The sequence below is a fragment of the Arthrobacter sp. ISL-65 genome, from assembly GCF_018613795.1.
Taxonomy (GTDB): domain Bacteria; phylum Actinomycetota; class Actinomycetes; order Actinomycetales; family Micrococcaceae; genus Arthrobacter.
The window spans coordinates 1-25,028 of sequence record NZ_JAGGPN010000014.1 but is presented as its reverse complement, the minus strand read 5'-3'; the positions used below and the strand labels follow the sequence as shown (position 1 = coordinate 25,028).

Here is a 25,028-nt window from a genome sequence, read left to right as displayed (position 1 = left end):
GAAGGCCCGGCTGTGCAATCCAGCCGGGCCTTCCCGGTCAAAGCCGTGGCTTTGGTGTGATGCTTACTTGCGGGCTGCGGCGAGCCGGATGAAGGTCACCGAGTTGGGCTCGAACTCGTAGGTGAATGCCGCCCCGGCTCCGCTGAAGGTGCTCGACGCCGGAGCAAGGTTCTGCCCGTCGGCGGTCTGGGTCAGGGTGGTCACCGCTGCCGTGGAGCTGATGCCGGACGCACCCGCCACGTTGATGTCCACCGGCGTCTTTTCAGCCTTCGTATTGACCACCTTCACGATGGTGTCACCGGACTTGGCGTCCTTCGTGACCACGGAGTAGACGGGGTCGGCCTGCGTGTCGTCCACGGTGCCCCACAGGACGTTGTCCAGGTACAGCTTGGCCGTGCGCCCGGAGACCTCGACCCGGATGTCGTATTCATGCCCGGCCTGGATCACGGTGTTCTTTTCGATGACGTTCGTCTTGCCGCCGTTGACGGCCTTTTCGACGACTGACTTCGAGTTGTTCCAGCCGCCCAGGTTCCACCAGAAGTAGTTGCCGGTGTCCTTGACGCCGAAGGAGACAAGGAAGCCTTCAGAACCGGCCAGCTTGGTTGCCTTGGTGCTGAGCGTGTAGTTGCTCCAGTCGGCGCTTCCCGCGGTCACCATGGTGTTCTGGGCGGTGGTGCTGGACTGGACGTAGCCGCCGTCCTTGATGGACCAGGATCCGGTGCCGTTGCCGGTCCAGGCAGCCGCCGTTCCGGAGAAGTCGTCGCTGAACAGCGTGGCGCCGTCGGCCCCGGTGACCTTGACGTCGTCGTAGCGGGCGGAGGTGGCCCACGTGGACAGGCCGATCTTGCCGGAAATCGGCACCACAGTGGAAGCCGGGTTGTCCTGTGTGCTCGGAACCACCTGGGTGCCCACGTTGTTCATGAACAGCTTCTGGACCTCGTAGTTGGGGGTGGTCCGTACGGACGTGCCGTTGAAGAACATCATGTCCGGGCTCCACTGCGTGTTGGCCTCGTTTGCGATCAGCGGCGCGTAGGACGCCATCTTGACCACGTCCGCGTTCCGCTCCAGGCCGGTCATGTAGGAGGCTTCCGCCAGGGCGTTCTCCGGCTTGTTCCCCTGCGACGCGTACTCGCCGAGGAAGACCTTGTAGCTGTTGCGGTCATAGGAGTCGTAGCGGTGGTTGTTGTTCAGGAACCATGAGGGCGTGTTGTAGTAGTGCTCGTCAACGAGGTCCACGCCCGTGGTGGCGTTGAAGTTGGCGAGGTCCTCGAACTCGGGACCCTGGCTGAACGGCCCCGTGTTACCGATGATCTTGATCTCGGGGTGGGCCTTGCGGACGGCGTTGTAGAACTGGGTGAAGTACTGCTTGAATGCAGGCTTGTACTCCTCGTTGCCCAGGCTGATGCGGTCCAGGTTGTAGGGTGCCGGGTGGCCGTAGGCGATGCGCTTGGCGCCCCACTCGGTGCTGGCGTCGCCGTTGGCGAACTCGATCAGGTCCAGCGTGTCCTGGATGTACCGGTCAAGCGTCGCCTGGTCCGGGGCCTGGTTGGTGTCGCCGCAGCCGGTCACGCCCACCGGGACCACCGGCACGGGGGCAGCCCCCATGTCCTCGGCCCACTGGAAGTACTCCATGTAGCCCAGGCCGTAGGTCTGGTTGTAGCCCCAGAAGTTGCGGTTGGCCGGACGCTGCTCCACCGGCCCGATGGTGTCTTTCCACTGGTAGGTGCGGGCCCGGGTGTAGTTGGGAGCCGAGTAGGTGTCGTAGCTTCCGGTGTTGACGATGCAGCCGCCGGGGAAGCGCAGGAACCCGGGGTGCAGGTCGTTGATCTTCTCGGCGAGGTCCTCGCGGAGCCCGTTTTCCCTGCCGTTCCAGGTGTCCTTGGGGAACAGCGAAACCATGTCGAGCCGGACGGTGCCCGTTCCCTGGACAAGCGTGGCGAGCCGGCCAGCGCCCGTGGAGGACTTGGGCGACAGGGTCACCTCGTATTTGGCCCAGCTGTCACCCTTAATCTTGACGGTGGCGATGTCCAGCCGGGTGCCCTCCGGGGTCTCCAGCGTCACGGCAAGGGTTGACCCGGCGGGGTTGGAGGTCCGCGCCCACACCGAGTAGTTGTACTTCTTGTGCGCTTCGAGCTTCTGGCCGGCGTTCCAGCCGCTGTTGCGCACACCCACTCCGGCGCCGGTTCCCGCGCCGGCCGCCGTGGCGTCGATCTGCAGGTAGTTCCGGTTGTTTTCGTTCAGTCGGTTGCTGTCATTGACGACGGCGACTGTTCCGTCACTGCCCCGCTTCAGGGTTTCCCAGGCGGTCATCGGCGTGTAGGTGCGGTTGTCCCCGGAGTTGAATTCGAAGGACCGGTTCTGGACAAGTTCCGCATAGATGCCGCCGTCGGCGCCCTGGTTGATGTCCTCGTAGAAGGCCCCGTACATGGTCGAATCAATCGAAGGCCCGGAACCGGCGGCGTTGATGCTGATGGTCCGGTTCTCGCCCGACTCGGCGTTGGCGCCCAGGGCCGGCGCGAGGGACAGCAGCGCAGCCGAGAGGGATCCGGCAAGCACCATGGTGCAGGCACGCCTGGCGGGACTTGGTGGTTTTGATGGCATGGAAGGGAAGGCCTTTCTCCATTGAACGGTTCGCCGGCACTGGTTTGACTAGGCTGCGGTGCGCAGCAACCTACTTTGTGAACGCTAACAAATCGCCGACCGGAGTCGAGTATTCGATATCTTTCGGTTCTTGTAAAGGGCATTCTCAAAATCGACAGCCATTCCGGGGGTGCTTCGAAATTGTGACCGAAGCTACTTGACGGGCCAGATTGTTAGCGTTCACAATGATCCACAGAGCATCAGCTCACTTCGGCAATGGCGGTGTTTGAAGTCTCCCGCCTGCATGAAACTAACGCTTCCGGGAGGATGTTGTGTTTAAGAAATCCCTGCTTGCGGTGGCCGCCGCATCAATGCTTACCCTCACTGCCTGCGGCGGAACCGCGGGAGCCGGCAGTGCTGCCGGCAACTCCGGCGATGACAAGATCACCATGGGCTTCGCCCAGGTCGGCGCCGAGAGCGGCTGGCGAACCGCCAACACCAAGTCAGTCCAGGATTCGGCGAAGACTGCCGGAGTGGACCTGAAGTTCTCCGACGCCCAGCAGAAGCAGGAGAACCAGATCAAGGCAATCCGCTCCTACATCCAGCAAAAGGTCGATGTTATTGCCTTCTCCCCCGTGGTGGAGTCGGGCTGGGACACGGTGCTGAAGGAAGCCAAGACGGCAAAGATTCCGGTCATCCTGACGGACCGCGCCGTGGACTCGTCGGACAAGACGCTGTACAAGACCTTCCTGGGCTCTGACTTCGTCGAGGAAGGCAAGAAGGCCGGGGACTGGCTGGTCAAGGACTCCAAGGCCGCCACCGATACCGTCAACATCGTGGAAATCCAGGGCACCACCGGATCCGCACCGGCGAACGACCGCAAGGAAGGCTTCGCCGAGGCCATCAAGGCTGACCCGAAGCTGAAGATCGTCGCCTCGCAGAGCGGCGACTTCACCCGCAGCGGCGGCAAGCAGGTCATGGAGGCCTTCCTGAAGAACAACGCTGACATCGACGTGGTGTTCGCCCACAATGACGACGAGGGCCTCGGCGCCATCGAGGCAATCGAAGCCGCCGGCAAGGTCCCGGGCAAGGACATCAAGATCATCACGATCGACGCCGTGAAGGACGGCATGACCGCGCTGAGCAACGGCAAGATCAACTACATCGTCGAGTGCAGCCCCATGCTCGGCGACCAGCTGATGGATCTGGCCAAGAAGGTCATTGCCGGCGAGAGTGTGCCCGAGCGCGTGGTCACCGAGGAGACCACCTTCACGCAGGAGCAGGCCAAGCAGGTTCTTGCCAGCCGCCCCTACTAAGCCGCGGCGCACCTGTTCGTCCGTGCGGCGGCGGATTACCGCCGCCGCACGGCACACACCAAGCACAGCCCGGCAGCCAGTTGCATGGCAGACCCAGCACAGAAAAGACACGAGGATGAACGAGATCGTTCCGGTCGTCGAGATGACCGACATAGCTATTGGATTCCCAGGAGTTAAGGCGCTCGACGGCGTTGACTTCCGCCTCTTCCAAGGTGAAGTCCACGCCCTAATGGGAGAGAACGGCGCCGGCAAGTCCACGCTGATCAAGGCCCTGACCGGCGTCTACACCATTGATTCCGGCACCATCACGGTACTCGGCGAACCGAAGCGGTTCTCGACGCCGGGAGAATCCCAGGCGGCCGGCATCAGCACCGTTTACCAGGAAGTCAACCTCTGCCCCAACCTCACCGTTGAGGAAAACGTCCTGCTGGGCCGCGAGCCCCGCCGTCGGGGTTCCATCGACTGGAAAGGCGTGCGGTCCCGGACCCGGGCGGTCCTCGCCGAACTGCAGCTGGACCACATCGATCCCGGATCGCTGCTGTCCACCCATTCCATCGCCATCCAGCAGCTGATCGCCATCGCCCGCTCGGTGGAGATCAACGCCAAGGTCCTCATCCTGGACGAGCCGACGTCGAGCCTGGACGCCGACGAGGTCAACCAGCTTTTCCGCGTCATCCGGGACCTGCGCGACCGCGGCGTCGCCATCCTGTTTGTCTCCCACTTCCTGGAGCAGGTCTACGAGATCTCGGACCGCATGACCGTCCTCCGCAACGGCAAACTCGTGGGCGAATATCTGACCCGCGATCTGTCCCGGATGAGCCTCATCTCCAAGATGATCGGCAAGGACATGGAAGCCCTCGCCGAACTGGACCAGGCCCCCGCCCGGACCCGTGCCAGCAACGGCGCCGGCGTCACGCCCTTCATCGAGGCCCAGGGCCTCGGCCGGAAGGGATCGGTATCCGACGTGGACCTCTCCATCTATCCGGGCGAGGTGGTGGGCCTGGCCGGCCTGCTCGGTGCCGGCCGGACAGAGATTGCCCGGCTCTTTTTCGGCGCAGACAAGGCCGACGAAGGCACCATCAAGCTCAAGGGCGCCAGCCAGAAGATCCGTTCCCCGCGTACCGCGATCGACAAGCGCATCGGATTCTGCTCGGAGGACCGCAAGGAGGAAGGCCTCATCGGGGACCTCACCGTGCGGGACAACCTGGTGCTGGCCATGCAGGCCAGCAAAGGCTGGGCGCGCCGCATCCCCCGCCGGGTCCAGGACCAGCTGGTGGCCGAGTACATCGAGGCCCTCGACATCCGGCCGGCGAACCCCGACGCACTCATCCGCAACCTCAGCGGCGGAAACCAGCAGAAGGTGCTCCTGGCCCGCTGGCTGGTGACCCATCCCGAACTCCTGATCCTCGACGAGCCCACCCGCGGCATCGACATCGGCGCCAAGACCCAGATCCAGAAGCTCGTCAACCAACTCGCGGCCGACGGGATGTCTATCCTCTTTATCTCCTCCGAGCTCGAGGAAGTGCTGCGCGTGAGCGACCGCATTGCCGTCATCAAGGACAGGGCAATGGTCGCCGAAATCAATAATGACGGCGTCTCCGTGGAAGACGTCATGACGGTCATCGCCGGAGGCGCCCAGTGAAATCCCTTCTGAAACACCGCCTTGCGTGGCCGGTGATTGCCCTCGCAGCGCTGCTGCTGCTGAACCAGGTCTTCAGGCCTGACTTCATGAGCCTTCGGATGCAGGACGGGCACCTCTACGGCAGCCTGATCGACATCATGCGCAACGGCGCACCCACCATCCTCATCGCCCTCGGCATGACCCTGGTCATCGCCACCCGCGGCATCGACCTTTCGGTGGGGGCAGTGGTGGCGATCGCCGGCGCGGCCTCATGCGCCTACATCGCCGCATCCCCCGAACCCGGATCCCCGGTGACGGCTGCGACGGCGGTCCTCATCGCCGTCGTCGCCGGCCTTGCCCTGGGTGTCTGGAACGGCTTCCTGGTGTCCACCATCGGCGTCCAGCCGATCATCGCCACCCTGGTGCTGATGACGGCGGGCCGCGGCGTGGCCCAGCTCATCACCGGCGGCCAGATCGTCTCCGTGTCCAACGACTCCTACAAGTCGATCGGCGCCGGGTACCTGTTCACCCTTCCGATCTCCATCCTGATCACCGCGGCGGTTTTTGCCCTGGCGGCCGTCCTCACCCGGCGCACCGCACTGGGAACCCTGATCGAGGCCGTCGGCATCAACCCGGTCGCCAGCCGCCTGGCCGGGCTCCGCGCGCGGAACATCATCTGGATTGTCTACGTCTTCAGCGCCGTGTGCGCCGCGATCGCCGGCCTGATGATCAGTTCCAACGTCACTGCGGCCGACGCCAACAACGCCGGCCTCTACATCGAAATGGACGCCATCTTGGCCGTGGTCATCGGCGGCACCTCGCTGGCAGGCGGGCGGTACACGCTGGTGGGAACCGTCGTCGGGGCCTTCATCATCCAGACGCTGACCACCACCGTCTACACCCTCGGCATCCCGCCGGAAGTGACCCTGGTGTTCAAGGCCCTCGTGGTCATCACCGTTTGCCTCCTGCAGGCGCCGAAGGCGCGGAACCTGCTCAGCCGTTTCAAGGCAGCCCCCAAGCCCGCCGCCAAGGAAGCCGCAAAGGAAAAGGTCGCCATCTAATGTCCCCGCTGTCCACGCTTACGCCCCTGACCCTCAAGAAGCCTTCGCCGGCGCGCAATCGCCTCCGTGGGGGCGCGCGCTACGCACCGACGCTTGCGACGGTGGGCCTGTTCATCGCCATGTTCGCCGTGGGGGCGGGGATGTACCCCAGCTTCCTCTCCGGCCAGGTCTTCCTGAACCTCTTCATCGACAACACCTTCCTCATCGTGCTCGCCGTCGGCATGACCTTCGTGATCCTCACCGGCGGCATCGACCTTTCGGTGGGTGCCGTCGTCGCACTGTCCATGATGGTGAGCGCCACGCTCCTGCAGCAGGGCTGGAACCCGGGCGCCGTCATCGTCCTGGTGCTGCTCATCGGCGGCGGGCTGGGCCTCCTGATGGGGCTGATCATCCAGTACTTCGATATCCAGCCGTTCATCGTCACCCTGGCCGGCATGTTCCTGGCCCGCGGCCTCTGCTACGTCATCAGCCTCGATTCGATCCCGGTCAACGAGGCGTTCTTCACCGGCATGGCGCAGGCGCAGATCCCGCTGCCCGGGGACCTGTTCGTCTCGCCGGGCGTGCTGCTGGCGCTGGGGATCGTGGCCGCGGCCTTCTTCGTCCTGCACCACACGCGCTTCGGCCGGACGGTCTACGCGATCGGCGGCAACGAGCATTCCGCCATGCTGATGGGCCTACCCGTGAAGGCCACCAAGATCCTGGTCTATGCCCTGAGCGGTCTCTGCTCGGCAATTGCCGGCATCCTGTTCTCCTTCTACAGCCTCTCGGGCTACAGCCTCGCAGCCCAGGGCATGGAGCTCGACGCCATCGCGGCCGTGGTCATCGGCGGCACCCTGCTGACCGGCGGCACCGGCTACGTCCTGGGATCCGTCGTCGGCGTGCTGGTGCTGGGGATCGTCCAGACCTTCATCGCCTACGACGGAACCCTCAGTTCCTGGTGGACGAAGATCGTCATCGGCGGCCTGCTCCTCGTTTTCATCCTGCTCCAGCGGCTCTTCGCCCGGAAGGCACGCTGACTGTTCCGCTTCGCCCGTTCCTTCACTTCCCGCACGTCGAAAGGACGTTTTTCAGCATGAATGTTCCCGTCAACCGCCAGTTCTCCCGCCGCACCTTCCTGGGTTCCGGAACCGCCGCAGCCGCAGCCTTCGCTGTCGCGGGCGCCGGAGGCGGAGCCCTTGTGGCTGCCCCGGCCGCCGCTGCCGCCGTCGGCTCCGGTCCGGTGATCAACCCGGTGGTTCCGCAGCGGGCGGACCCGTGGCTCATGAAGCACACGGACGGCAAGTACTACTTCACCGGTTCCGTGCCCGAGTACAACCGCATCATCGTGCGCTCCTCCCCCACCATCGCCGGCCTGGGCAGCGCCACGGAGGCCGTGGTGTGGACCCGGCCCGCGTCCGGAACCATGGGCGGCCACATCTGGGCGCCCGAACTGCACCACTTCGACGGCAAATGGCACATCTACTTCGCCGCCGGGGACAGCAACGATGTGTTCCGGGTGCGGATCTACGTGATTTCCACCGACGCGGCGGACCCGGCCGACGCCGTCTGGGATGCACCGGTCCGGGTGCGCACGCACGCCGACACGTTCTCGCTGGATGCCACCACCTTCGAGCACGCCGGCACACGGTATCTGCTCTGGGCGCAAAGCGACACCGGCGTGAACTCCAGCCTGTACATCGCCTCCATGTCGTCGCCGTCGACGCTCTCCAGCACCCCGGTCCGCATTGCCGTTCCGACGCTGGACTGGGAGACCCGCGGCTACAAGGTCAACGAAGGCGCCGCGGTGATCAAGCGGAACGGCCGCATCTTCGTCACCTTCTCCGCGAGCGCCACGGACGCCAACTACTGCATGGGCCTCCTGACGGCCGACGCCGGCGCCGACCTGCTCAACGCGGCATCCTGGACCAAGACACCCACTCCGGTGTTCACCACCAACGAGGGATCGAAGCAGTACGGGCCCGGCCACAACTCCTTCACCGTTGACGAGGCCGGCAACGACGTGCTGGTGTACCACGCCCGGTCTTACCGCAACATCGTGGGCGATCCGCTGTACGACCCCAACCGGCACGCCCGGGTGCAGCGGCTGTACTGGAATGCGGACGGCACGCCGAACTTCGGTGTACCGGTGGGCGACGGCGAACTGCCGGTGCGTCTGGAACCCGCCTCTGCTTCGGGTACTTTTCTGGCGCACGACGGCGTCACCGTCACCGCCGCTTCCTCCCCCGCGCTGGGAGCGTCCCAGTTCCGGCTCGCCCCGGGATACGCCAAGAAGAACTCAGTGGTCATCGAGCCTGTTCTGACCAAGGGCCGCTATCTCCGGGTGCAGGGATCATCGGTCGCCATCGCGACTACGGAGGGTTCGTCGTCCGCCTTCCTGCAGCGGGGCGGCCTCTCGGACGCTACTGGGGCCTCCTTCGAGTCGGTCGACGTGCCGGGTTCCTACCTGGTGCTTCGGGACGGTGCCCTCGTTTTGGCGAAGGTGGGCAAGAACGAGCGGGCTGCGGCCACGTTCTTCCTGCGCTCCTAGAGGCTCCGCTGCTAAAGACTCCTGCACGCGTGACGTGCGGGTGAGTGCAAATCACTGGTGATGTGGTGGTTGCAAAAGTGCAGGGCCGGCGGTTCTCCGCCGGCCCTGCATTCGGTTTAAGAACCATGCAGTCCTTGCCTTGCAGCGCTAACGATCGGGGCATGTTCAGGAGCGGGTGGGAGCGGTATTCTCTGTACGCCCTGTCCGCGCACTTCCTTTGGAGACAAATTGAAGACACGCAGCATGCACCATTCGTTGGCGGCAGCCACCCTGGCAGGCATGGTGCTCACCAGCACTGCCTGTACCGCCCAGCAGGGCAGTCCGCAGCAGTCCGTCACAGCCACAGTGATTACCCCAACGTCCACGGCTGAACCGGCGCCGGCAACAACCACGTCCGCAACTGCTCCGAGCGCGGAGACGCCCCAGCAAACGCAAAGTTTCACCTTCCCTGACGGGCACATCTCATTCACTTACCCAGCCGACTGGAAAGTCAGGACCGAGCAGGGCCCGTACTTGACTGAGAAGGACAAGGCCGGTTCCGTGGTCGCCGTCGTGGCGGACAGCTCTGGGTCCGAAGTGGCCCGCATCCTCAGCGGCATGTACGGCGATGCCGCCGCCGGCCCCGCCAAGCGGACCGTCCTGGAGCACGCGCCTGTGCCGGGGATCACTGATAGGGCCGGGAAACCCACCGAGTTCGGCTTCGGTTACGACGTCATCGCCGGCAGCCCGCACTATTTCATGGACGTCAGGCTCGCCGACGAGTTTCTGCCGTCCCAGGATACTTCCGGAACCAACCAGGTTCTCTTGGCCAACGGGGTCATGTCTGCCTTCGCGGTCTTCCACGACGAGGAGAAGCCCGCCTTCGCAACCCCCGACGCGGCCAAAGCCTGGACGGCAACCGGGAAGTTCCACGAGCTCAAGGCCCTCCTGCTCAGCCTGGAATACAAATAGGCAACACGATGCTGGAACCGGCGGGCTGACCGTTGCGCTAAGCCCGCGCTGGGTCTTGTGCCGTCCCGTACCCGTCGAAGTCAGGCTTAGGATGTCGACGGTGGTGTACCTGATGCCCTCGGAATCGAAGTAGTCCTTCGTCTTGTCGCAGTTGCGGCAATCGGGCTTGGTAGGGGCTGACCCGCTTATTCGAGGCATTTTGGAGTGCATACTTGTGGAATAGTTGTGCTTTTTCCCGCTCGGGGGCGGGACGGGCATTCGCCTGACAGCCGCCGCAGATCCGGTCAGACCAGCCAGCGCCACCAGCGTGACCGCTCCGGTTCCGGCGTCGGTTCCGGCTCCGGCTCCTCGCCCAAGGCCAGCGCGGCCTCGACGATGTCGTCCGCGGTGAGCGTCATGACGGCCTCACGATCGAGCGCGTCGAGACTTTGTTCCTCGTCGAGCGACAGCCGCAGCGCCTGGCGGTTGAGCGCCTGCTCGAACAGCGTGCGGGCGAACCGTGCGTTGCCGGAGTCCTCGCCCGCGTGGAGCCCGGTGAAGATGCGGCGCAGCATCTGGTCCGCACCCGGCTCCAGCGTGTACTCGTGCTGGGCCAGCATCTGGTGGAAGATCGTCTGGAGTGCGTCGACGGAGTAGTCGGGGAACGTGATCTCGCGGGCGAACCGGGAGCGCAGTCCGGGGTTCGAGAGCAGAAAGGACTCCATCAGCCTTGGGTACCCGGCCACGATCACGACCAGGCGGTGGCGGTGGTCCTCCATCCGCTTGAGCAGGACCTCGATCGCCTCGGGGCCGAAGTCCATCCGGCCGTCCTCCGGGGCCAGCGCGTAGGCCTCGTCGATGAACAGGACGCCGTCCAGCGCACGCCGGATCACCCGGTCCGTCTTGATGGCGGTCGCGCCGACGTACTGCCCCACCAGGCCCGAACGGTCGACCTCGACCAGGTGGCCTTTCTGCAGCAGACCGACCGCGCGGTACATCTCGGCCAGGAGCCGCGCCACGGTGGTCTTGCCCGTGCCCGGGTTTCCGAGGAACACCAGATGCTGTGATGTGGCCACCTCCGGCAGTCCGTGCGTCTTACGGCGGGCCTGGACCTGGAGCAGTGCGACGAGGGCCCGCACCTGTTCCTTCACGGTCTCCAGTCCGACCAGCGCGTCGAGCTCGGCCTGCACCTCGGACAGCGGCCGGGCCGGCCCGGGCCTCGCACCGATGAGATCGCCGACCAGGTCGTCGACGCGCTCCGAACCGGGCAGCTTGAGCTGATCGGCCAGATGGCCGATGGTTTCGCGCAGGTCGTCGAGCGGATTGCGGCTGGCAGCCATGCATCCACTGTAGTACTCGATTCCCGACCGGGGTGGGGTTGGCCTCACCACTATCAACTCCCTTTTGGTCGTAGTGTTCACGCGGTACAGGCAGTCTCCGTCGGATAATGCGGGCACTGGCCGTGCTTTCGGTGCTGACTACGGCACCAAGGATGAGGCAGAAGCTGCCGGCCGGGACGCCGCGAAAGCCGACAAGGCGGAGCACGTCATCAAGAATCAGGACGGCAAGATTGCCGAGAAGAACAGTCACGGCAACGACCCGAGGAACGTTCCCGGCTGACCGGCACGTCGGCCTCGGGTATGCATCAGATGCAATATCAGCCGGTTTAGGTTGACATAATCTAGGCGGTGAAGCCACCGTCCTGTGCGATGCCTCCACGCAGGACCACAGCCACAACAACTCGGGCACCGGCAGCAGGCCGGCCGGTACAGCGGTCCAGAACATGCCTATGGTGACCGCCATCGCCGTCTACTCATGAACCTAAGAAGCCCGGAGTAAGCCCGGGAACCGGACCGGTTGACCGTCTTGCTACGATCGAACAAGGACGCTGGCTTACTCCGACCGATTGAGTGAGTCCGGGAACCATGCCGAATAGTTCAGTTGAGGTTCATTGATGGTCCTTCAGGATCGTGCCAAGGCCACCCGTGAGGCGATAATCGTCGGAGCGGCAGCGGTCTTCGAGGAGCACGGCTACGGCAGCGCAAGTCTGACCCAGGTATCCGATGCGGCCAAGGTGACCAAAGGGGCACTCTACTTCCACTTCCAGTCCAAGGAAGATCTGGCCAGGGCCGTCATTGAGGAGCAGCACCGGATCGTCGTGGCGGAGAGCGAGACTCTCGTCATCCCGGACCGACCGGCCCTGCCGACCATGATCCTCCTGTGCCGCGTGTTCGGGCTCAAGCTGGTGCACGAGCCGGTTGTCAGGGCCGGCATCCGTCTCACGCTGGAGGCGACCGCATTTGGCGAGCCGGTGCAGGGACCGTACGAGGACTGGATCGCAGTCATGGAGCAGCTGACTGAACGGGCCAAAAGAGAAAAGCAGGTGCGATCCTCCGTCGACTCCGCGGCCCTTGCCAGATACCTTGTTGCGTCCTTCACCGGCGTTCAGATGGTCTCCGGTGTACTGACCGGGCGCGCTGACGTCATGCAGCGGATTGAAGAGATGTGGGCCATCCTGCTTCCCGGACTCATGCATGAAGACTTCAACGAGGACCCTCAGACCCTGTCCGGACTGGTGTCCGCTGGAGGTCCTGGTCCACGGCAGGGTTAGGCTTCGTCCTCGGCCTAGGGACAGGTGCGGACAGCCGCGATAGCCTGACGCGTTCCTTGGCCCGGAAATATTCTCCTGGAAGCGCAATGCCCCGTCATCACAGCCCCGCTTCACAAAACCGGACGACCGTCTTGTTTCATGGGCGCTGGTCATTTACTGTTGTCTCGGATCCGTTGAAAGGTCCGCCAGGAAAGACGAGGCTGTGTCGACGTGCATGTTTGGGGGCGTCGACACAGCCCAGCCCGGCGGCGCCTGACGTGCGGTCCTGCGCACGGCCAGGAGACGAGCAAGTGAGCCCAAGGCTTCGACACATCACGCCCGAAGAACTCCATCACGACAGCACCGCGATCAGGGACGCCTTCCAGATACTAGGGCTGACCTGGAAGGGGAATAAGACGCTCCCCCGCCACGGCTGTCCGCCCGCCTAGTTGACGAAATATCCGTTATCGGCGATCAAGTTGGTTGGGGGAAGGACCTGCAAGCCCTCATTTGTCTGGTTCCAGTTTTGTTGGCCCATCTCTCAATGGGAACCGCGTGTTGGGGTATCGGCGGCCCGAAACGCTGCCAGTCAAAGGCCGTCAATCCGTTCCTGTTTGCGTCGCGCCCACGAGTAGCCCAGAAAGGGTTAGGCAACCGTGACCCTCGGGGCGTTCCTCGGTGAAGCAGCACCCATTACTGTCAATGGCACCATCGGGAACGACGTAGAGGCACCATGACCATCGACATAGGGCTCATCCTCAGTCAAGAGGATGAAGCGCACTTTGCAGCCCACACCGAAGCTGTCACCGCAGCAATGCAACAAGTACGGAAACTGCACCCGGCATACAGCTGGGTGGGCACTGATGAGATTCGCTGCAGAGGATGCAATGCCGGCCTCGATATACCGTCCCTCGCCAGCACGAACGCCAACGCCGACAAGGCCTTTCGGGCGCACCAGACGGCCCAGATCGACGCCATGCTGGCCGCTGACACGCATCATTCGATTCGAAACTATTCGGCGAGTCATGATCCGATGCGGGGCTTGAACCTGGCCGGATGACCAATGGGCGGCCGGCGCGGTGTCCTGCTTCCGATACGACGCAGAGGTTCCATCGGCGCTGCCCTGTCTTGGGCGGCACTGCCTCACGGTCCCGGATACGGTTCCCTGTCCCTGTCCAGCTGTAGTCTGTCCCCTAGCCACGACGATCAGATGGGGGAAATATGCGATTCCAACGTTCAGCAGGGATCTTCAAAGCCGGAATCCTGATGGCCATTGGCGGCCCAATCTTTGGTGCACTTGGTGCAGCTATCGCCGCCCCAAACATCGCTGCGCTGTATACCGGAAACTCAAATCGAGGCGGACTAATGATCGGTGCGATCCTCGCGGGCGTTGGTGTGCTCCTCGCGGTGGCCGGCTACATCATGATTCTCGTTGCGGTACACCGCGCCCTGGTCAAAATTGATGCTCTTCCCGTTCGTCAGCAGCAGCCACGGACCGGGCAGGCATCCACGCCTCCAACATCGGGCTACAGCTTCTGACCCCTGAAGGTTTGCCAGTGACGCGCGTATAGCGGGAGGCTAAGGTTCAACGGCTGCGTGCTGAGATGACGAAAGGTCGATTATCGGCGCTCAAACCACCGGAGTAGAAGTAGCTGCGAGAACTCCGGTTCCGGGGCCAATTTGGGCCAAAAGCTGGCGCAGCCGCAATTGGTTCAGAGCAGATCCAGTTCTTGAATTAATCCATATTCGACGTCGAAGCTCAGTGCGGCGGTATAGGTAGTGAAGTTGAGTCTTGTTACAAGGATGCCGCAATGAGTTGTTTTGTCTCGAAGCAGGTCGATTGCCTGCTCAAGCTGTCGATCTCTTGAAGTAACGCCTTCAGCTTCGATGGTGATTGTTGGAGTTGCTGTCGACATGGTTTGGTCTCCGATGTCCAATTGTGAGTTAGGTCTGCAGGCCTAGAACTGGCCGTTACTGGAAAGGTCGTGCTCTCAATCCCTGAAACCTGGCTCTGGGACACGAGGGGCCGATAACTAGGGATTCAAATCCATGTGGGAGCGATGGGCACCGAGGCGTACAACTCCCCGTCTTGCTGCGCCGGTGACTATATTTGGCCCGCCTGCCGTGCCGAGCAGAACGAGCCGTGTACGTGCCTTCTTTCCAGTCGCCGCGGCTTGGGCCGGGGACGGGACGGCAGTCAGGGCGGTGCCGAGCATCGCAAGTCCCGCGCCTTGAAGCAGTCGTCGGCGCGAAGCAAGGGGCACGTGCTCAAGAGCGCCAAAGATGATGTTGCGCAAGGTGAAATCCGATCTCAAGGACTGGCAGGAAATGGAGTGGCGGGCCTTCGCTCCCCTCTTGTATGCGGCTGGCACTTAAACGTCGATGGTGATGACGGCACATGGCGCAGCTGAGTCCGCGCGGGCGCCGGTTCCGGAGCTGACGACGCGGGAGACGCAGCAGCACATCTTGGCTGCGGCGTTTTGCTGGCGTTCGCTGTAGAAGACGTCGCGGTGGTCGACGGCGCCCTGCAGGCTCAGCAGCCGCACTTCACAGAGACCGCATTCGCCCTTTCGGCAGTCGAACATCATGTCGACGCCGGCGTCTTCGAGGGCTTCCAGCATCGACTTTCCGGCTGGAACGGTCGTCTCTACGCCCAGGCGCGGCACGCGGACGACGAATTCCTCGGGATCGAACCAGCCGCTGTTGCCGAAGGTCTCGTAGCGGAGATTGGGCACGCTTAGCCCGCGTGCGGCCCAGCCCCGTTTCACCGCATCCATCAGCCGGATTGGTCCGCACATGTAGAGCTCTGCATCCTGGTCCACCCCGGCCAGCAACTCGTCGACTTTCAGCGCCGTACCTTCGTCGTCCACGTGGACTCGGAGCGCGTCGCCGTGGAGCTCTTCCAGCTGGGGCAGGTAGGCCATGGCGGCGCGGCTGCGGCCTGCGTAGACGAGGGTGTAGTCCGCCTTGATGTTGTGGAGGACGCGGGCCATGTTGACCATCGCGGTGATACCGATACCGCCGGCCAGCAGCACGTAGCGCGGGGCGCCCACTCGGAGCGGGAAGTTCTGCAGGGGCTGGGTGATCTCCAACTGGTCCCCTACCTCCAGTCCCTGCATGAACACCGAGCCGCCGCGGGATTGCGGGGCCCGGAAGACACTTATGGCCACTCGCAGACCACCCTCACTGGAATCCACAACGGAGTAGGAGCGTTTGTGTCGTTCTCCGTTGATCGTGACCATTACGTCGATGTGCGAACCGGGCTCTGCTTTCTTCGGTAGCGACTGGGACAGGACCAGGCGCCGGGTCTCTGCGGTGACGAATTCCGCTTCGACAACGGTTCCGGTCTGCCAGACCTCTATGTTCGTTGCTGCCATGACTGTCCTCTAACTTCTCGGTGGAGTGGTGCGGTCAGACGGTTGGGATGAGTCGGCCCTCGGCGGCGAGCTGGCGCTCGATCAGCCGCCGGACCCACATGCCGCCGGCGTCAATGTTGAGGTTGTAGAACTCGTAGTCCGGGTTGGCGTCGATGGCCTCCTGCTGGGCTTTGAGCATGGCCTCGTCCTCGCCAAACACACCGTGCACGCCGTCACGCAGCTGGGTGGTGATCAGTTGGCTTTCCAAGCGGTAGTTGCGCATGAAAGCCCAGAAGTAGTGGCAGGTTTTGGCAGTCTCCGGTGAAATGGTGTTCATAACGAAGCCGTTCACGCCCTGGCTGCGGTCCCCTTCCGGCGCCCCCGTACCAGCCTTGGCGACGCCGACGTCGATGTTGATGGTCGACGGCGACTGGAAGGTAATGATTTGCCAGCGGTCGACTTTGCCCTCGAAACCGGGGAACTTGTCGCGCATGTTCTTGAGCCAGAACGGCGGTGCGTCGATGTCGAGCATCCAGCGGGACACGGTGACGGTGTTGCCGTCCTGGGTCACGACGAAATCAGACTCGCTCAGTTCGTCCTGCCCGATCGAGGAGGAGTGGACGAACTCCTCGTGGGTGAGGTCCATCAGGTTGTCCAGCACCAGCTGGTAATTGCACGGGGCAAAAATGGTCTCCCCGTCACCGGCCCAGTCGTCCGAATTCATCTGGTGCATGTCCGGGATTAGGTCTGGGTCTGCCAATGTGGGGTCGCCCAGCCAGACCCACACATACCGGTACCGCTCGATCACGGGGAAGGAAGGCACGGTGGCGCTGGGGTTGATGGTCTCCTGCGCGGGCATGGACACGCAGCGGCCTGCGGAGTTGTAGACAATGCCGTGATAGGGACATTGGATTTGATCCTTGCCGAGCGTCTTGCCCATGGACAGGGGTGCCAGGCGGTGCCAGCAGGCGTCCGCCAGCGCCACGGCCCTGCCGTCCTCCGTGCGGTACAGGGCGAGCGGGCGGTCAGCGATGCGCCGCGACATCGGCTGCCGGGTCACCTCATGGTCCCACGCGGCCACGTACCAGGCATTGAGCGGATAGCCGAGAACTTTGTTGGTTGTCGAACTCACGGACTGCATCAGCGCGGTCATGATCATTCCTTCGCTATATCTATCTACATAGGTAGTGGTCTGCACCACAGCATAACTATGTTGATAGATAGTGGCAAGGCGTTCTTCAGGCAAGGCAAGCGCCAGGGCGGCGCGGAAAGCGATTGAAGGCCCGGGAGGCCTGCGGAGGCACCGGTCCTTCCTTGCTCAGGACTCGAGCTTGTCTATCAGATCAAGGCCGCGCCGCGCCCATTCGATCTCGGCCTTGGCGCGGTCGATCATGCCTTCATAAGTGAAAATCTTGTATCCCGCGATTTTGGTCCAATCTTCCTTAGGCGCCGCCGCGAGGCGAGTAGCCAAGATGGGATTGCTCCGGTCCTCAAGGGCGGCGATCATCTCCCGCCATTGCTGGGCACGGGAGGAGTGATACGCAATGTGGGCATGCATCTGGTTCCGCGCTTGATCCGGGTCGGCCCACTCCAGATATGCCGCCTTGAGGTGGATCGGATCTCGCTCGCGGGCGTAGTCGAGGGTGGTATTCATCCAGGACCGGAAAGCCTCAACCCCCTCCGGCGTGATGTGGTACCGCTTCTTCTTCCCTTTTGTGCCCCAAGGCTCCTCGACGCCATTAAGGAGACCGTCCTTTTCCATCCGGCGGAGCTCGGGATAGATCTGCGAGTCAGGTGCGTGCCAGACGTACCCGACAGATTGTTCGAAGTGCTTCAAAACGTCATAGCCCGTAAGGGGCTGAGATGTCAGCAAGGCAAGCAGGGCATAGCGCAGACTCATTCGGCCACCAATCCTCTCCGTCGGGGCGCCACCGTTCAACTCATCACGGCAGCCGGGCGCCGGCTCAATTGAACCTCTTGTCAACTAACTATGTTCATAGTTATGCTGTGTCTCTCACGCCACATCTAACTATCAGTATAGATAGTTGGCAGGCTGCTGGTCCTCGACGACGAGGTCCGCGCAGGCTACGGCCCCGACTCGTGCACACCGGCCCTTCCGCGTGCAACCTAACCTAATTCCCGCCCGGCCTGTCCCCGGCCTCGAGAAAGTAGCCCCATGCAACTCCAAGAACGCATCGACGCGTCCCGGATGTCCCTGTACCAGTGGTTGATCGTCGGACTATGCATCGTCCTGAACGCCCTCGATGGCTTCGACGTTCTGGCTATGGCTTTCACGGCCAACAGCGTCACGCGTGACTTCGGCCTCAGTGGAGCGGAACTGGGCATCCTGCTGAGCTCCGGACTGGTTGGCATGGCCGTCGGATCCTTGGGCCTGGCCCCTTTCGCCGACATCATCGGACGCCGGCCCATGGTCCTGATCTCCGTTGGCCTGGCCACCGCCGGGATGTTGCTCGCCTCAATTGCACATTCGGCGGTGGAGCTGGGGATATGGCGTGTCGTAACGGGCCTGGGCATTGGCGGCATCCTCGCCTGCACCAATGTGATCGCCAGCGAATACTCTTCCAACCGGTGGCGCGGTCTGGCCATCAGCATCTACACAGCCGGCTACGGCATCGGGGCGACCCTGGGCGGCGCCGCCGCCGTAACTCTCCAGGCAAGCTTCGGCTGGCGCTCGGTTTTCCTGTTTGGCGGGATCTGCACCGCCGCCGTCCTGATCCTTCTGGCCATCCTGCTGCCGGAGTCCGTGGACTTCCTGGCCAACCGCCGTCCGCGCAACGTCCTCGAGCGCCTCAACAAAATTGCCCGCAAGATCGGGCAGCCAGAAGTGACGGAACTCCCGATCCCCGCCGTCAAGGCGGACCGCAAGAACAAGCTCTCCGAACTATTCACTGCAGGCAACCGCCGCTCCACGTCGCTCGTGTGGTTGGCCTTTTTTGCCACCATGTTCGGGTTCTACTTTGTGAACAGCTGGACGCCGCGGCTCCTCGTCACGGCCGGCATGACAGAAAGCCAGGGTGTCATCGGCGGGCTCATGTTAACCCTCGGCGGCACCTTCGGATCACTGCTCTACGGCCTGCTGACTATCCGCTGGAACAGCCGCAAGGTGATGATCGCGTTCGCCGTACTCTCCGCAGCCACCATGGTGATGTTCATTTCCACCGCCGGCATCCTGGCCCTGGCCTTCATCGCAGGCGGCGTCGTGGGCATGCTGATCAACGGTTGCATCGCCGGCATGTACACCATCACCCCCGCACTATACGGCGCATCCGTCCGGAGCACCGGCGTCGGCTGGGCGATCGGGATCGGCCGCATTGGCGCCATCGTCGCCCCACTCATCACCGGAGCCCTCCTGGACGCACATTGGACGGCATCCATGCTCTACATTGGCGTAGGCGTCGTGGTCCTCATTGCGGGCGGAGCCGTCGCTGCAATGCGGCCATCACAGCAAGACAGCGGTGCTCTGAATGACAGAGAAAAAGAACGTACGCTGCGAGCATGAGGGGTTTGTCGCAGTTGTAGAAGGACCCCCTGTTGCCTCACGTCAATAGGTCTGGGAAGACTGCTTGACCTTTTTCTGCGACGAGCCTAGAACTCAACCTGACACGATGAGGGTTGGGAAGCCCGTTGAATGGACAGAGGATCGGGTACGTGCGCGTGAGCACGCTGGACCAGAACGAGAAACGCCAGCTCGAAGGTCAGGTTCTGGACCGGGTCTTCACGGACAAGGCCTCGGGCAGGGACACCGACAGGCCACAACTTACCGAACTGCTGCGGTTCGCCCGCGACGGCGACACCGTTGTGGTGCACAGCATGGACCGGCTCGCCCGCAACCTCGATGACCTGCGTGCCCTCGTCCAAGGCCTCACACGCAAAGGCGTGCGGGCGGAGTGCGTCAAAGAGAGCCTGGTCTTCACCGGCGAGGACTCCCCCATAGCCAACGTCATGCTCTCCGTCATGGGCGCCTTCGCTTAATTCGAACGTTCCCTCATTAGGGAACGCCAAAGGGAAGGCATCGTCCTGGCAACGGATCCGACTTACCAACCCCACGACGCGGCAGGGCGTCCATGCGCGTGGCTTTTGCGACCTGGTAGCCGGCAGCTGCGACTGCACAGCCAACACGGCACCATAAGAAGCCGCGCCCTCAATCACCCACAGAGTGGCCAGATCGGCCCCGGTGCGACGGGCAACCCAAGCAATGGCGCGACTGATACCGGCCCCCGTCGCTGGGAAATCCCGGTTTTCGATCCGTTCGCCGCTTGCCGCGGCGATGATGGCGAAGACGTGCTTCCGGGCGTGGGTGTCGACACCTACGACAAACGGGTGGGAATGCGCAACGATAGTCATAGCGGTTCTGGCACCTTCCTCATTTCGCGGACATGGTCAGGCCGTTACGGGCCGGTACCAGTCCGGGTAGAGGTCACTTCGGAACAGCACTGTGACGGGCCACGCCCCGCGCGGAGGCGGACAATCTTCTGATCAAGTCACCGAGGTGGGCCGGGCAGGTGCCGGCCGCCCACCCAACAGACGGACAAGTCGATAACAGGACACCCTTGGACGGGGCCAAGCGTTTAATGAGTCACGACCGCCGGGTGGAACGGCCTGCACCTACTCTGCCAGCCAATCCCAGACCAGCCACCCCAATCCTCACAGGCGTTAAACCCGCGGGAGTTGAAGTAGCTGCGAAACCTCCCGCTTGCTGAAACTTAGGCGTTCTAGGTCAGAAGAAGTTTTGCATTCGTCCATGAAAGCTATTCGTTCTCGAGGGCCGGTGAGGTCACTCCCGGTTGCATAGGCACGCCCGGGCGGTGCTTCCACTGGGCTCGCCTGCAACCATCCAGAATCTCGCAGTGATCAGCGATCGACCACGCTAACACCCTCCGGCAACACGGGGTGTTCGCCAAGTAGCTTGCCGTGCTATGCATCCCCCTGGTGCGCCAGCAGTTCGTGCCGGTGGTGGAGCAGGAACTCGTGCCGGTAGTGAAGGCCGACCCAGGGTGAGGCGCCGAAGGCGTCAATACTAGGAATTTCCCGCGCCGCAGAATCCTCACGTGTCTGCGGCGGGGCGGACGGAAAGGATCGGACCGCATCTTGGCGAATGCGGTTGTCCGGAGCTCGGTCTTGGGGCATGGTTTTGTCCTTATCTCCGTTGGGGGTTGGGTGATTGTACGTACGCCGCCAGTGCGGGGGGATGAACTGCAGGAAGCCCAAGACGTGCTTTCTGTCAGAACGCTTTGAGGATGTCTTCGACGCGGGCTTTGGCGTCGCCGAAGAGCATTTGGGAGTTGTCGCGGAAGAACAGGGGGTTTTGGACGCCGGCGTAGCCGGCTGCCATGGATCGTTTAAACACGACGACGTTCTCTGCTTCCCAGACGCGGAGTACTGGCATGCCGGCGATGGGGCTGCCGGGGTCTTCGGCGGCTGAGGGGTTGACGGTGTCGTTGGCGCCGATGACGAGGACGACGGAGGTGTCGCCGAGGTCGTCGTTGATTTCGTCCATTTCCAGGACGATGTCGTAGGGGACTTTGGCTTCGGCGAGGAGGACGTTCATGTGCCCGGGCAGGCGCCCTGCGACGGGGTGGATGCCGAACCTGACATTCACACCCTTCTCGCGGAGCTGGTGGGCGAGTTCGGCGACGGGGTATTGGGCCTGGGCGACGGCCATGCCGTAACCGGGGGTGATGACCACGGACGAGGCGTTGGTCAGCATCTCCGCGGTGGCCTGGGCCGTGATTTCGCGGTGCTCGCCGTACTCTGCGTCCGCGGCGGCCGGTGCGGCGATGCCGAACCCGCCGGCGATCACGGAGATGAAGGACCGGTTCATGGCCCTGCACATGATGTAGGACAGGTAGGCGCCCGAGGATCCGACCAGGGCGCCGGTGATGATCAGCAGGTCATTGTTCAGCAGGAAACCCGCCGCAGCGGCGGCCCAGCCCGAGTAGCTGTTGAGCATGGACACAACCACGGGCATGTCGCCGCCGCCGATGGAGGCCACCAGGTGCCAACCCAGCCCGAGGGCAAGGAGAGTGACGACGATGAGGAGCCAGAGCTGGGAGTCGTTGACGTACCAGACGGTGAGGCCGATGAAGGCGGCGAGGGCGCCGAGGTTGATCGCGTTCTTGCCCGGCAGCATCAGCGGCGAGGACTTCATCCGGGCGGAGAGTTTCAGGAACGCCACGATCGAGCCGGTGAAGGTCACTGCGCCGATGAACACGCCGATGAACACCTCAGCGTGGTGGATCGCTGTCAGGTCCGGGGACAGGTCCGGGGCTTCGAGGTGCCCGTTCCAGCCGACAAGGACCGCGGCGAGGCCCACGAAGCTGTGCAGCAGCGCGATCAGCTCGGGCATGCCGGTCATTTCGACCACGCGGGCGCGCCAAAGCCCGATGGCGCCGCCCACCAGCACCGCAGCCACGAGCAGGACCAAGCCAGTGAGGCCGGCGCCGGTGCCCCAGGCGTCCTGGAGGGTCAGCCAGATCGTCGCGGCCAGGGCGATGACCATCCCGGTGATGCCATAGATCACCCCTGCACGGGCTTTTTCATGCTTGCTCAGCCCGGCGAGGCTGAGGATGAACAGCAGGGCCGCGACGACGTAGGCCGCCCCCGCGATGGAGTCGGCGGTCAACGGACCGGAGACGGTGTCAGACACGGTAAGGCTCCTCGATAGAATTCCTGCTGCTTCGGTGGCGACGCTCATGAACGTGCCTTGCCGGCCGAGAACATGGCGAGCATGCGCCGGGTGACGGCGAAGCCGCCGAAAATGTTAATGCTGGCCAGCAGGACCGCGACAGCGGCGAGCACCTGCATCACGACGTTGTCGGAGGTGACCTGCAGCAGCGCCCCGACGACGATGATCCCGGAGATCGCGTTCGTGACGGACATCAGCGGGGTGTGCAGGGCGTGATGGACCTTCCCGATGACGTAGAAGCCGACCACGATGGAGAGCATCAGCACCGTGAAGTGCTGCGGCAGCGGCGCCGGGGCGACCGCGTTGATCCCGAACAGCACCGCGATGCCCGCGGCGAAGAGACCGGCCTTACCGGCCGGGCTGAGGCCTTCCTTCTTCTTCGGCGCAGTGCTTTCGGCGGCCGGGACCTGGGTCGTGGCTGCGGGTACTGCGGAGACCTGGACCGGGGGCGGGGGCCAGGTCTTCTCACCGTCCCGGACCACCGTCACAGAGCGCTGGACCACGTCATCAAAGTCGATCTTCAGCTGGCCGTCTTTGTCCTTGGTCAGGAGCTTGAGCAGGTTCACCATGTTCGTCCCGTACAGCTGGGACGCCTGGGCCGGCAAACGGGCCGGAAGATCTGTGTAACCCAGTATCACCACACCGTTATCCGTAACTATCCGTTCTCCGGCGACCGAGCCTTCGACGTTCCCGCCCTGCCCGGCAGCCATGTCCACGATCACGCTGCCAGCCTTCATCCCGGCCACGTCCTCGGCCGTGAGCAGCTTCGGCGCCGGACGCCCTGGGATCAGGGCCGTGGTGATGATGATGTCCACATCAGCTGCCTGCTCCGAGTAAATCTCCGCAGCGCGGGCGTTATACGCCTCAGAGGTGGCCTTCGCATACCCGTCCGAGGACTGCATCTCCTCCGCGACCTCCACCTTGAGGTAGGTCCCGCCGATCGACTTCACCTGGTCGGCGACCTCGGGCCGCGGATCCGTTGCCCGCACGACGGCCCCGAGGCTGCTGGCGGCACCGATCGCGGCTAAACCAGCCACACCGGCGCCGGCCACCAGGACCTTCGCCGGCGGGACCTTGCCCGCCGCGGTGACCTGACCCGTGAAAAACCGGCCGAACTCGTGGGCCGCCTCGATCACGGCCCGGTACCCGGCAATGTTCGCCATCGAACTAAGCACATCCATGGACTGAGCGCGCGAGATCCGCGGCACCGCGTCCAACGCCAGCGCTGTGATTGGACGGGCCGCCAACGCTTCCACCAGTTCCGGCCGCAATCCGGGGCTCAACATCCCGATCAGCGTCGCACCGTCGGCCAGACGGCCGATCTCATCCTCGGTGGGCGGGTTGATCCGAAGTACCACCTCACTGCCCCACGCCTCGTCGGCGCCAACGATCAGTGCACCGGCTTCGGCGTACATGTCGTCTCTGAAGGACGAGGACTCCCCCGCACCCTTCTCGACCACAACGTCGTAGCCTAACTCCAACAACTGCTTCACGGTGACAGGCGTCGCTGCCACCCGGGACTCATTACCTAGCTCGGCCACGATGCCAATATGTGTCATATGTTCTCTCTTTGCGATGTGATGCCCGGTAAATGCTGTTACCGGGAGGCAGTAGGAATCTGTCCGGCCTACGAAGAGCAGCGGCCACGGTGGTTCCGTCGCCGGGCTGGCCCCCGTATTTCACAGTGCCTGTTGCGGAGGCATGTTCCTCGGAGACACGGCCGCGGAGACGGACGACGTCGGAGGCTGAGTAGTCCGGGGTTCCATCCCTTTGGGGCGGGGCTCGTACTCGGCCGGTTGTCGTCTCGTTCGTGGCGCCGGTCGCCTCTAATTGATCGGGGCGGGCGGTCGTTCGTCGCTGAGCACTGCCAGGGCGTTGTCTGCAGCGAGCATCGCCATCGCGGTGCGCGTTTCGACGGTGGCGGAGCCGAGGTGCGGCACGAGCACCACGTTCTCGAGCTCGAGCAATCCAGGGTGCACGCTGGGCTCCTTCTCAAAAACGTCGAGCCCGGCGCCCGCGATCTGTCCCTCGCGAAGCGCAGAAGCGAGCGCTGCTTCGTCAACGATCGGCCCGCGCGCGGTATTGACGAGGTACGTCGAGCTCTTCATCGCTGCGAGCTGCTCGGCGCCGATCAGATGGTGCGTGGCGGCTCCGTAAGGGCAGTGCAAGGATACGACATCGGAAACAGTCAGCAACTCGTCGAGATCGACCCGCCGGGCGCCCAGTTCCGCGGCAATTGCGGGGTCGATCTCGCTGCGCGACTGGTAGACGATGTCCATGCCGAAGGCCTTGGCCCGGCGTGCCGTCGCCTGGCCGATGCCGCCGAGGGTCTTGCCTTGGA

Annotated in this window: 21 protein-coding genes and 2 pseudogenes; 12 read left to right on the top strand and 11 right to left on the bottom strand. The window is 63.6% G+C overall.

From position 1 onward, the window contains the following. Positions 1 to 63: 63 nt before the first annotated feature. On the bottom strand, positions 64 to 2,601 hold the full coding sequence (locus J7I85_RS05905; RefSeq protein WP_214847927.1) for an alpha-L-arabinofuranosidase C-terminal domain-containing protein: 2,538 nt from the start codon (positions 2,599 to 2,601) through the stop codon (positions 64 to 66). 311 nt (positions 2,602 to 2,912) lie between these two features. Here J7I85_RS05905 and J7I85_RS05900 point away from each other — a divergent pair, with 311 nt between their 5' ends. The 6 genes from J7I85_RS05900 to J7I85_RS05875 all read left to right on the top strand — a co-directional run bounded on the left by J7I85_RS05900 (position 2,913) and on the right by J7I85_RS05875 (position 10,056). Next, positions 2,913 to 3,896: an ABC transporter substrate-binding protein gene (locus J7I85_RS05900; RefSeq protein WP_214847925.1), complete on the top strand. Its 984-nt coding sequence runs from the start codon at positions 2,913 to 2,915 to the stop codon at positions 3,894 to 3,896. Between the two features lie 115 nt (positions 3,897 to 4,011). Continuing rightward, positions 4,012 to 5,538: a sugar ABC transporter ATP-binding protein gene (locus J7I85_RS05895; protein ID WP_214847923.1), complete on the top strand. Its 1,527-nt coding sequence runs from the start codon at positions 4,012 to 4,014 to the stop codon at positions 5,536 to 5,538. Next, positions 5,535 to 6,578, top strand: a complete 1,044-nt coding sequence (locus J7I85_RS05890; RefSeq protein WP_214847921.1) for an ABC transporter permease — start codon at positions 5,535 to 5,537, stop codon at positions 6,576 to 6,578. Before J7I85_RS05895 ends, J7I85_RS05890 begins: the two co-directional genes overlap by 4 nt. After that, entirely contained in the window at positions 6,578 to 7,594 is a 1,017-nt protein-coding gene (yjfF, locus tag J7I85_RS05885) for a galactofuranose ABC transporter, permease protein YjfF (protein ID WP_214847919.1), read from the top strand. Before J7I85_RS05890 ends, yjfF begins: the two co-directional genes overlap by 1 nt. A 56-nt stretch (positions 7,595 to 7,650) precedes the next feature. Next, positions 7,651 to 9,105, top strand: a complete 1,455-nt coding sequence (locus J7I85_RS05880; RefSeq protein ID WP_214847917.1) for a family 43 glycosylhydrolase — start codon at positions 7,651 to 7,653, stop codon at positions 9,103 to 9,105. A gap of 243 nt (positions 9,106 to 9,348) precedes the next feature. Beyond that, positions 9,349 to 10,056, top strand: a complete 708-nt coding sequence (locus J7I85_RS05875; protein ID WP_214847915.1) for a hypothetical protein — start codon at positions 9,349 to 9,351, stop codon at positions 10,054 to 10,056. A gap of 284 nt (positions 10,057 to 10,340) precedes the next feature. On the opposite strand, the gene J7I85_RS05870 is transcribed toward J7I85_RS05875, so the two are convergent. Next, positions 10,341 to 11,375, bottom strand: a complete 1,035-nt coding sequence (locus J7I85_RS05870; protein WP_214847913.1) for an AAA family ATPase — start codon at positions 11,373 to 11,375, stop codon at positions 10,341 to 10,343. A gap of 64 nt (positions 11,376 to 11,439) precedes the next feature. Here J7I85_RS05870 and J7I85_RS05865 point away from each other — a divergent pair, with 64 nt between their 5' ends. The 4 genes from J7I85_RS05865 (at position 11,440) to J7I85_RS05850 (ending at position 14,164) form a co-directional block, all read left to right on the top strand. Continuing rightward, the gene (locus J7I85_RS05865) at positions 11,440 to 11,655 is read left to right on the top strand and encodes a DUF2188 domain-containing protein (RefSeq protein WP_251023989.1); all 216 of its coding nucleotides are present in this window, start codon (positions 11,440 to 11,442) and stop codon (positions 11,653 to 11,655) included. A 334-nt stretch (positions 11,656 to 11,989) separates the two neighbouring features. Next, positions 11,990 to 12,646, top strand: coding sequence for a ScbR family autoregulator-binding transcription factor (locus J7I85_RS05860; protein ID WP_214847911.1), 657 nt, complete (start codon positions 11,990 to 11,992; stop codon positions 12,644 to 12,646). 712 nt (positions 12,647 to 13,358) lie between these two features. Beyond that, on the top strand, positions 13,359 to 13,685 hold the full coding sequence (locus J7I85_RS05855; protein ID WP_214847905.1) for a hypothetical protein: 327 nt from the start codon (positions 13,359 to 13,361) through the stop codon (positions 13,683 to 13,685). Between the two features lie 161 nt (positions 13,686 to 13,846). Further along, positions 13,847 to 14,164, top strand: coding sequence for a hypothetical protein (locus tag J7I85_RS05850; protein ID WP_214847903.1), 318 nt, complete (start codon positions 13,847 to 13,849; stop codon positions 14,162 to 14,164). Positions 14,165 to 14,337: 173 nt separating this feature from the next. Here J7I85_RS05850 and J7I85_RS05845 read toward each other — a convergent pair whose 3' ends face one another. The 4 genes from J7I85_RS05845 to J7I85_RS05830 all read right to left on the bottom strand — a co-directional run bounded on the left by J7I85_RS05845 (position 14,338) and on the right by J7I85_RS05830 (position 17,881). Further along, complete coding sequence (locus tag J7I85_RS05845; RefSeq protein WP_214847901.1) at positions 14,338 to 14,541, bottom strand: hypothetical protein; 204 nt, start codon at positions 14,539 to 14,541, stop codon at positions 14,338 to 14,340. 456 nt (positions 14,542 to 14,997) lie between these two features. Then, positions 14,998 to 16,002, bottom strand: coding sequence for a PDR/VanB family oxidoreductase (locus J7I85_RS05840; RefSeq protein WP_214847899.1), 1,005 nt, complete (start codon positions 16,000 to 16,002; stop codon positions 14,998 to 15,000). A 34-nt stretch (positions 16,003 to 16,036) separates the two neighbouring features. Beyond that, the gene (locus tag J7I85_RS05835; protein WP_214847897.1) at positions 16,037 to 17,134 is read right to left on the bottom strand and encodes an aromatic ring-hydroxylating dioxygenase subunit alpha; all 1,098 of its coding nucleotides are present in this window, start codon (positions 17,132 to 17,134) and stop codon (positions 16,037 to 16,039) included. Positions 17,135 to 17,299: 165 nt separating this feature from the next. Further along, positions 17,300 to 17,881 (bottom strand): helix-turn-helix transcriptional regulator, encoded by a 582-nt coding sequence (locus tag J7I85_RS05830; RefSeq protein WP_214847895.1) that lies wholly within the window; start codon positions 17,879 to 17,881, stop codon positions 17,300 to 17,302. Between the two features lie 276 nt (positions 17,882 to 18,157). Here J7I85_RS05830 and J7I85_RS05825 point away from each other — a divergent pair, with 276 nt between their 5' ends. Together J7I85_RS05825 and J7I85_RS05820 are read left to right on the top strand one after the other, a co-directional pair. Then, positions 18,158 to 19,501, top strand: a complete 1,344-nt coding sequence (locus J7I85_RS05825; protein WP_214847893.1) for an MFS transporter — start codon at positions 18,158 to 18,160, stop codon at positions 19,499 to 19,501. A gap of 125 nt (positions 19,502 to 19,626) precedes the next feature. Further along, positions 19,627 to 19,971: pseudogene (locus J7I85_RS05820) on the top strand (recombinase family protein); the annotation flags it as partial. A gap of 52 nt (positions 19,972 to 20,023) precedes the next feature. On the opposite strand, the pseudogene J7I85_RS05815 reads toward J7I85_RS05820, so the two are convergent. The 5 genes and pseudogenes from J7I85_RS05815 to J7I85_RS05795 form a co-directional block, all read right to left on the bottom strand. Further along, positions 20,024 to 20,346: pseudogene (locus J7I85_RS05815) on the bottom strand (transposase); the annotation flags it as partial. 570 nt (positions 20,347 to 20,916) lie between these two features. Next, positions 20,917 to 21,129, bottom strand: coding sequence for a hypothetical protein (locus J7I85_RS05810; protein ID WP_214847891.1), 213 nt, complete (start codon positions 21,127 to 21,129; stop codon positions 20,917 to 20,919). A 94-nt stretch (positions 21,130 to 21,223) separates the two neighbouring features. Continuing rightward, positions 21,224 to 22,696, bottom strand: a complete 1,473-nt coding sequence (gene pntB / locus J7I85_RS05805) for a Re/Si-specific NAD(P)(+) transhydrogenase subunit beta (protein ID WP_251023988.1) — start codon at positions 22,694 to 22,696, stop codon at positions 21,224 to 21,226. After that, positions 22,693 to 24,246: a Re/Si-specific NAD(P)(+) transhydrogenase subunit alpha gene (locus J7I85_RS05800; RefSeq protein ID WP_214847881.1), complete on the bottom strand. Its 1,554-nt coding sequence runs from the start codon at positions 24,244 to 24,246 to the stop codon at positions 22,693 to 22,695. Before J7I85_RS05800 ends, pntB begins: the two co-directional genes overlap by 4 nt. A gap of 267 nt (positions 24,247 to 24,513) precedes the next feature. Then, the coding region (locus tag J7I85_RS05795; RefSeq protein WP_285289540.1) for an NAD(P)-dependent oxidoreductase at positions 24,514 to 25,028 on the bottom strand (515 nt) is incomplete at its 5' end.

Bases quoted from the DNA above. Each gene is read 5' to 3' on its own strand.
- J7I85_RS05800 (WP_214847881.1), bottom strand. From the start codon at position 24,246: ATGACACATATTGGCATCGTGGCCGAGCTAGGTAATGAGTCCCGGGTG.
- J7I85_RS05905 (WP_214847927.1), bottom strand. From the start codon at position 2,601: ATGCCATCAAAACCACCAAGTCCCGCCAGGCGTGCCTGCACCATGGTG.
- J7I85_RS05830 (WP_214847895.1), bottom strand. From the start codon at position 17,881: ATGAGTCTGCGCTATGCCCTGCTTGCCTTGCTGACATCTCAGCCCCTT.
- pntB (WP_251023988.1), bottom strand. From the start codon at position 22,696: ATGAGCGTCGCCACCGAAGCAGCAGGAATTCTATCGAGGAGCCTTACC.
- yjfF (WP_214847919.1), top strand. From the start codon at position 6,578: ATGTCCCCGCTGTCCACGCTTACGCCCCTGACCCTCAAGAAGCCTTCG.
- J7I85_RS05835 (WP_214847897.1), bottom strand. From the start codon at position 17,134: ATGACCGCGCTGATGCAGTCCGTGAGTTCGACAACCAACAAAGTTCTC.
- J7I85_RS05860 (WP_214847911.1), top strand. From the start codon at position 11,990: ATGGTCCTTCAGGATCGTGCCAAGGCCACCCGTGAGGCGATAATCGTC.
- J7I85_RS05825 (WP_214847893.1), top strand. From the start codon at position 18,158: ATGCAACTCCAAGAACGCATCGACGCGTCCCGGATGTCCCTGTACCAG.
- J7I85_RS05850 (WP_214847903.1), top strand. From the start codon at position 13,847: ATGCGATTCCAACGTTCAGCAGGGATCTTCAAAGCCGGAATCCTGATG.
- J7I85_RS05840 (WP_214847899.1), bottom strand. From the start codon at position 16,002: ATGGCAGCAACGAACATAGAGGTCTGGCAGACCGGAACCGTTGTCGAA.
- J7I85_RS05895 (WP_214847923.1), top strand. From the start codon at position 4,012: ATGAACGAGATCGTTCCGGTCGTCGAGATGACCGACATAGCTATTGGA.
- J7I85_RS05870 (WP_214847913.1), bottom strand. From the start codon at position 11,375: ATGGCTGCCAGCCGCAATCCGCTCGACGACCTGCGCGAAACCATCGGC.
- J7I85_RS05880 (WP_214847917.1), top strand. From the start codon at position 7,651: ATGAATGTTCCCGTCAACCGCCAGTTCTCCCGCCGCACCTTCCTGGGT.
- J7I85_RS05845 (WP_214847901.1), bottom strand. From the start codon at position 14,541: ATGTCGACAGCAACTCCAACAATCACCATCGAAGCTGAAGGCGTTACT.
- J7I85_RS05855 (WP_214847905.1), top strand. From the start codon at position 13,359: ATGACCATCGACATAGGGCTCATCCTCAGTCAAGAGGATGAAGCGCAC.
- J7I85_RS05810 (WP_214847891.1), bottom strand. From the start codon at position 21,129: ATGCCCCAAGACCGAGCTCCGGACAACCGCATTCGCCAAGATGCGGTC.
- J7I85_RS05875 (WP_214847915.1), top strand. From the start codon at position 9,349: ATGCACCATTCGTTGGCGGCAGCCACCCTGGCAGGCATGGTGCTCACC.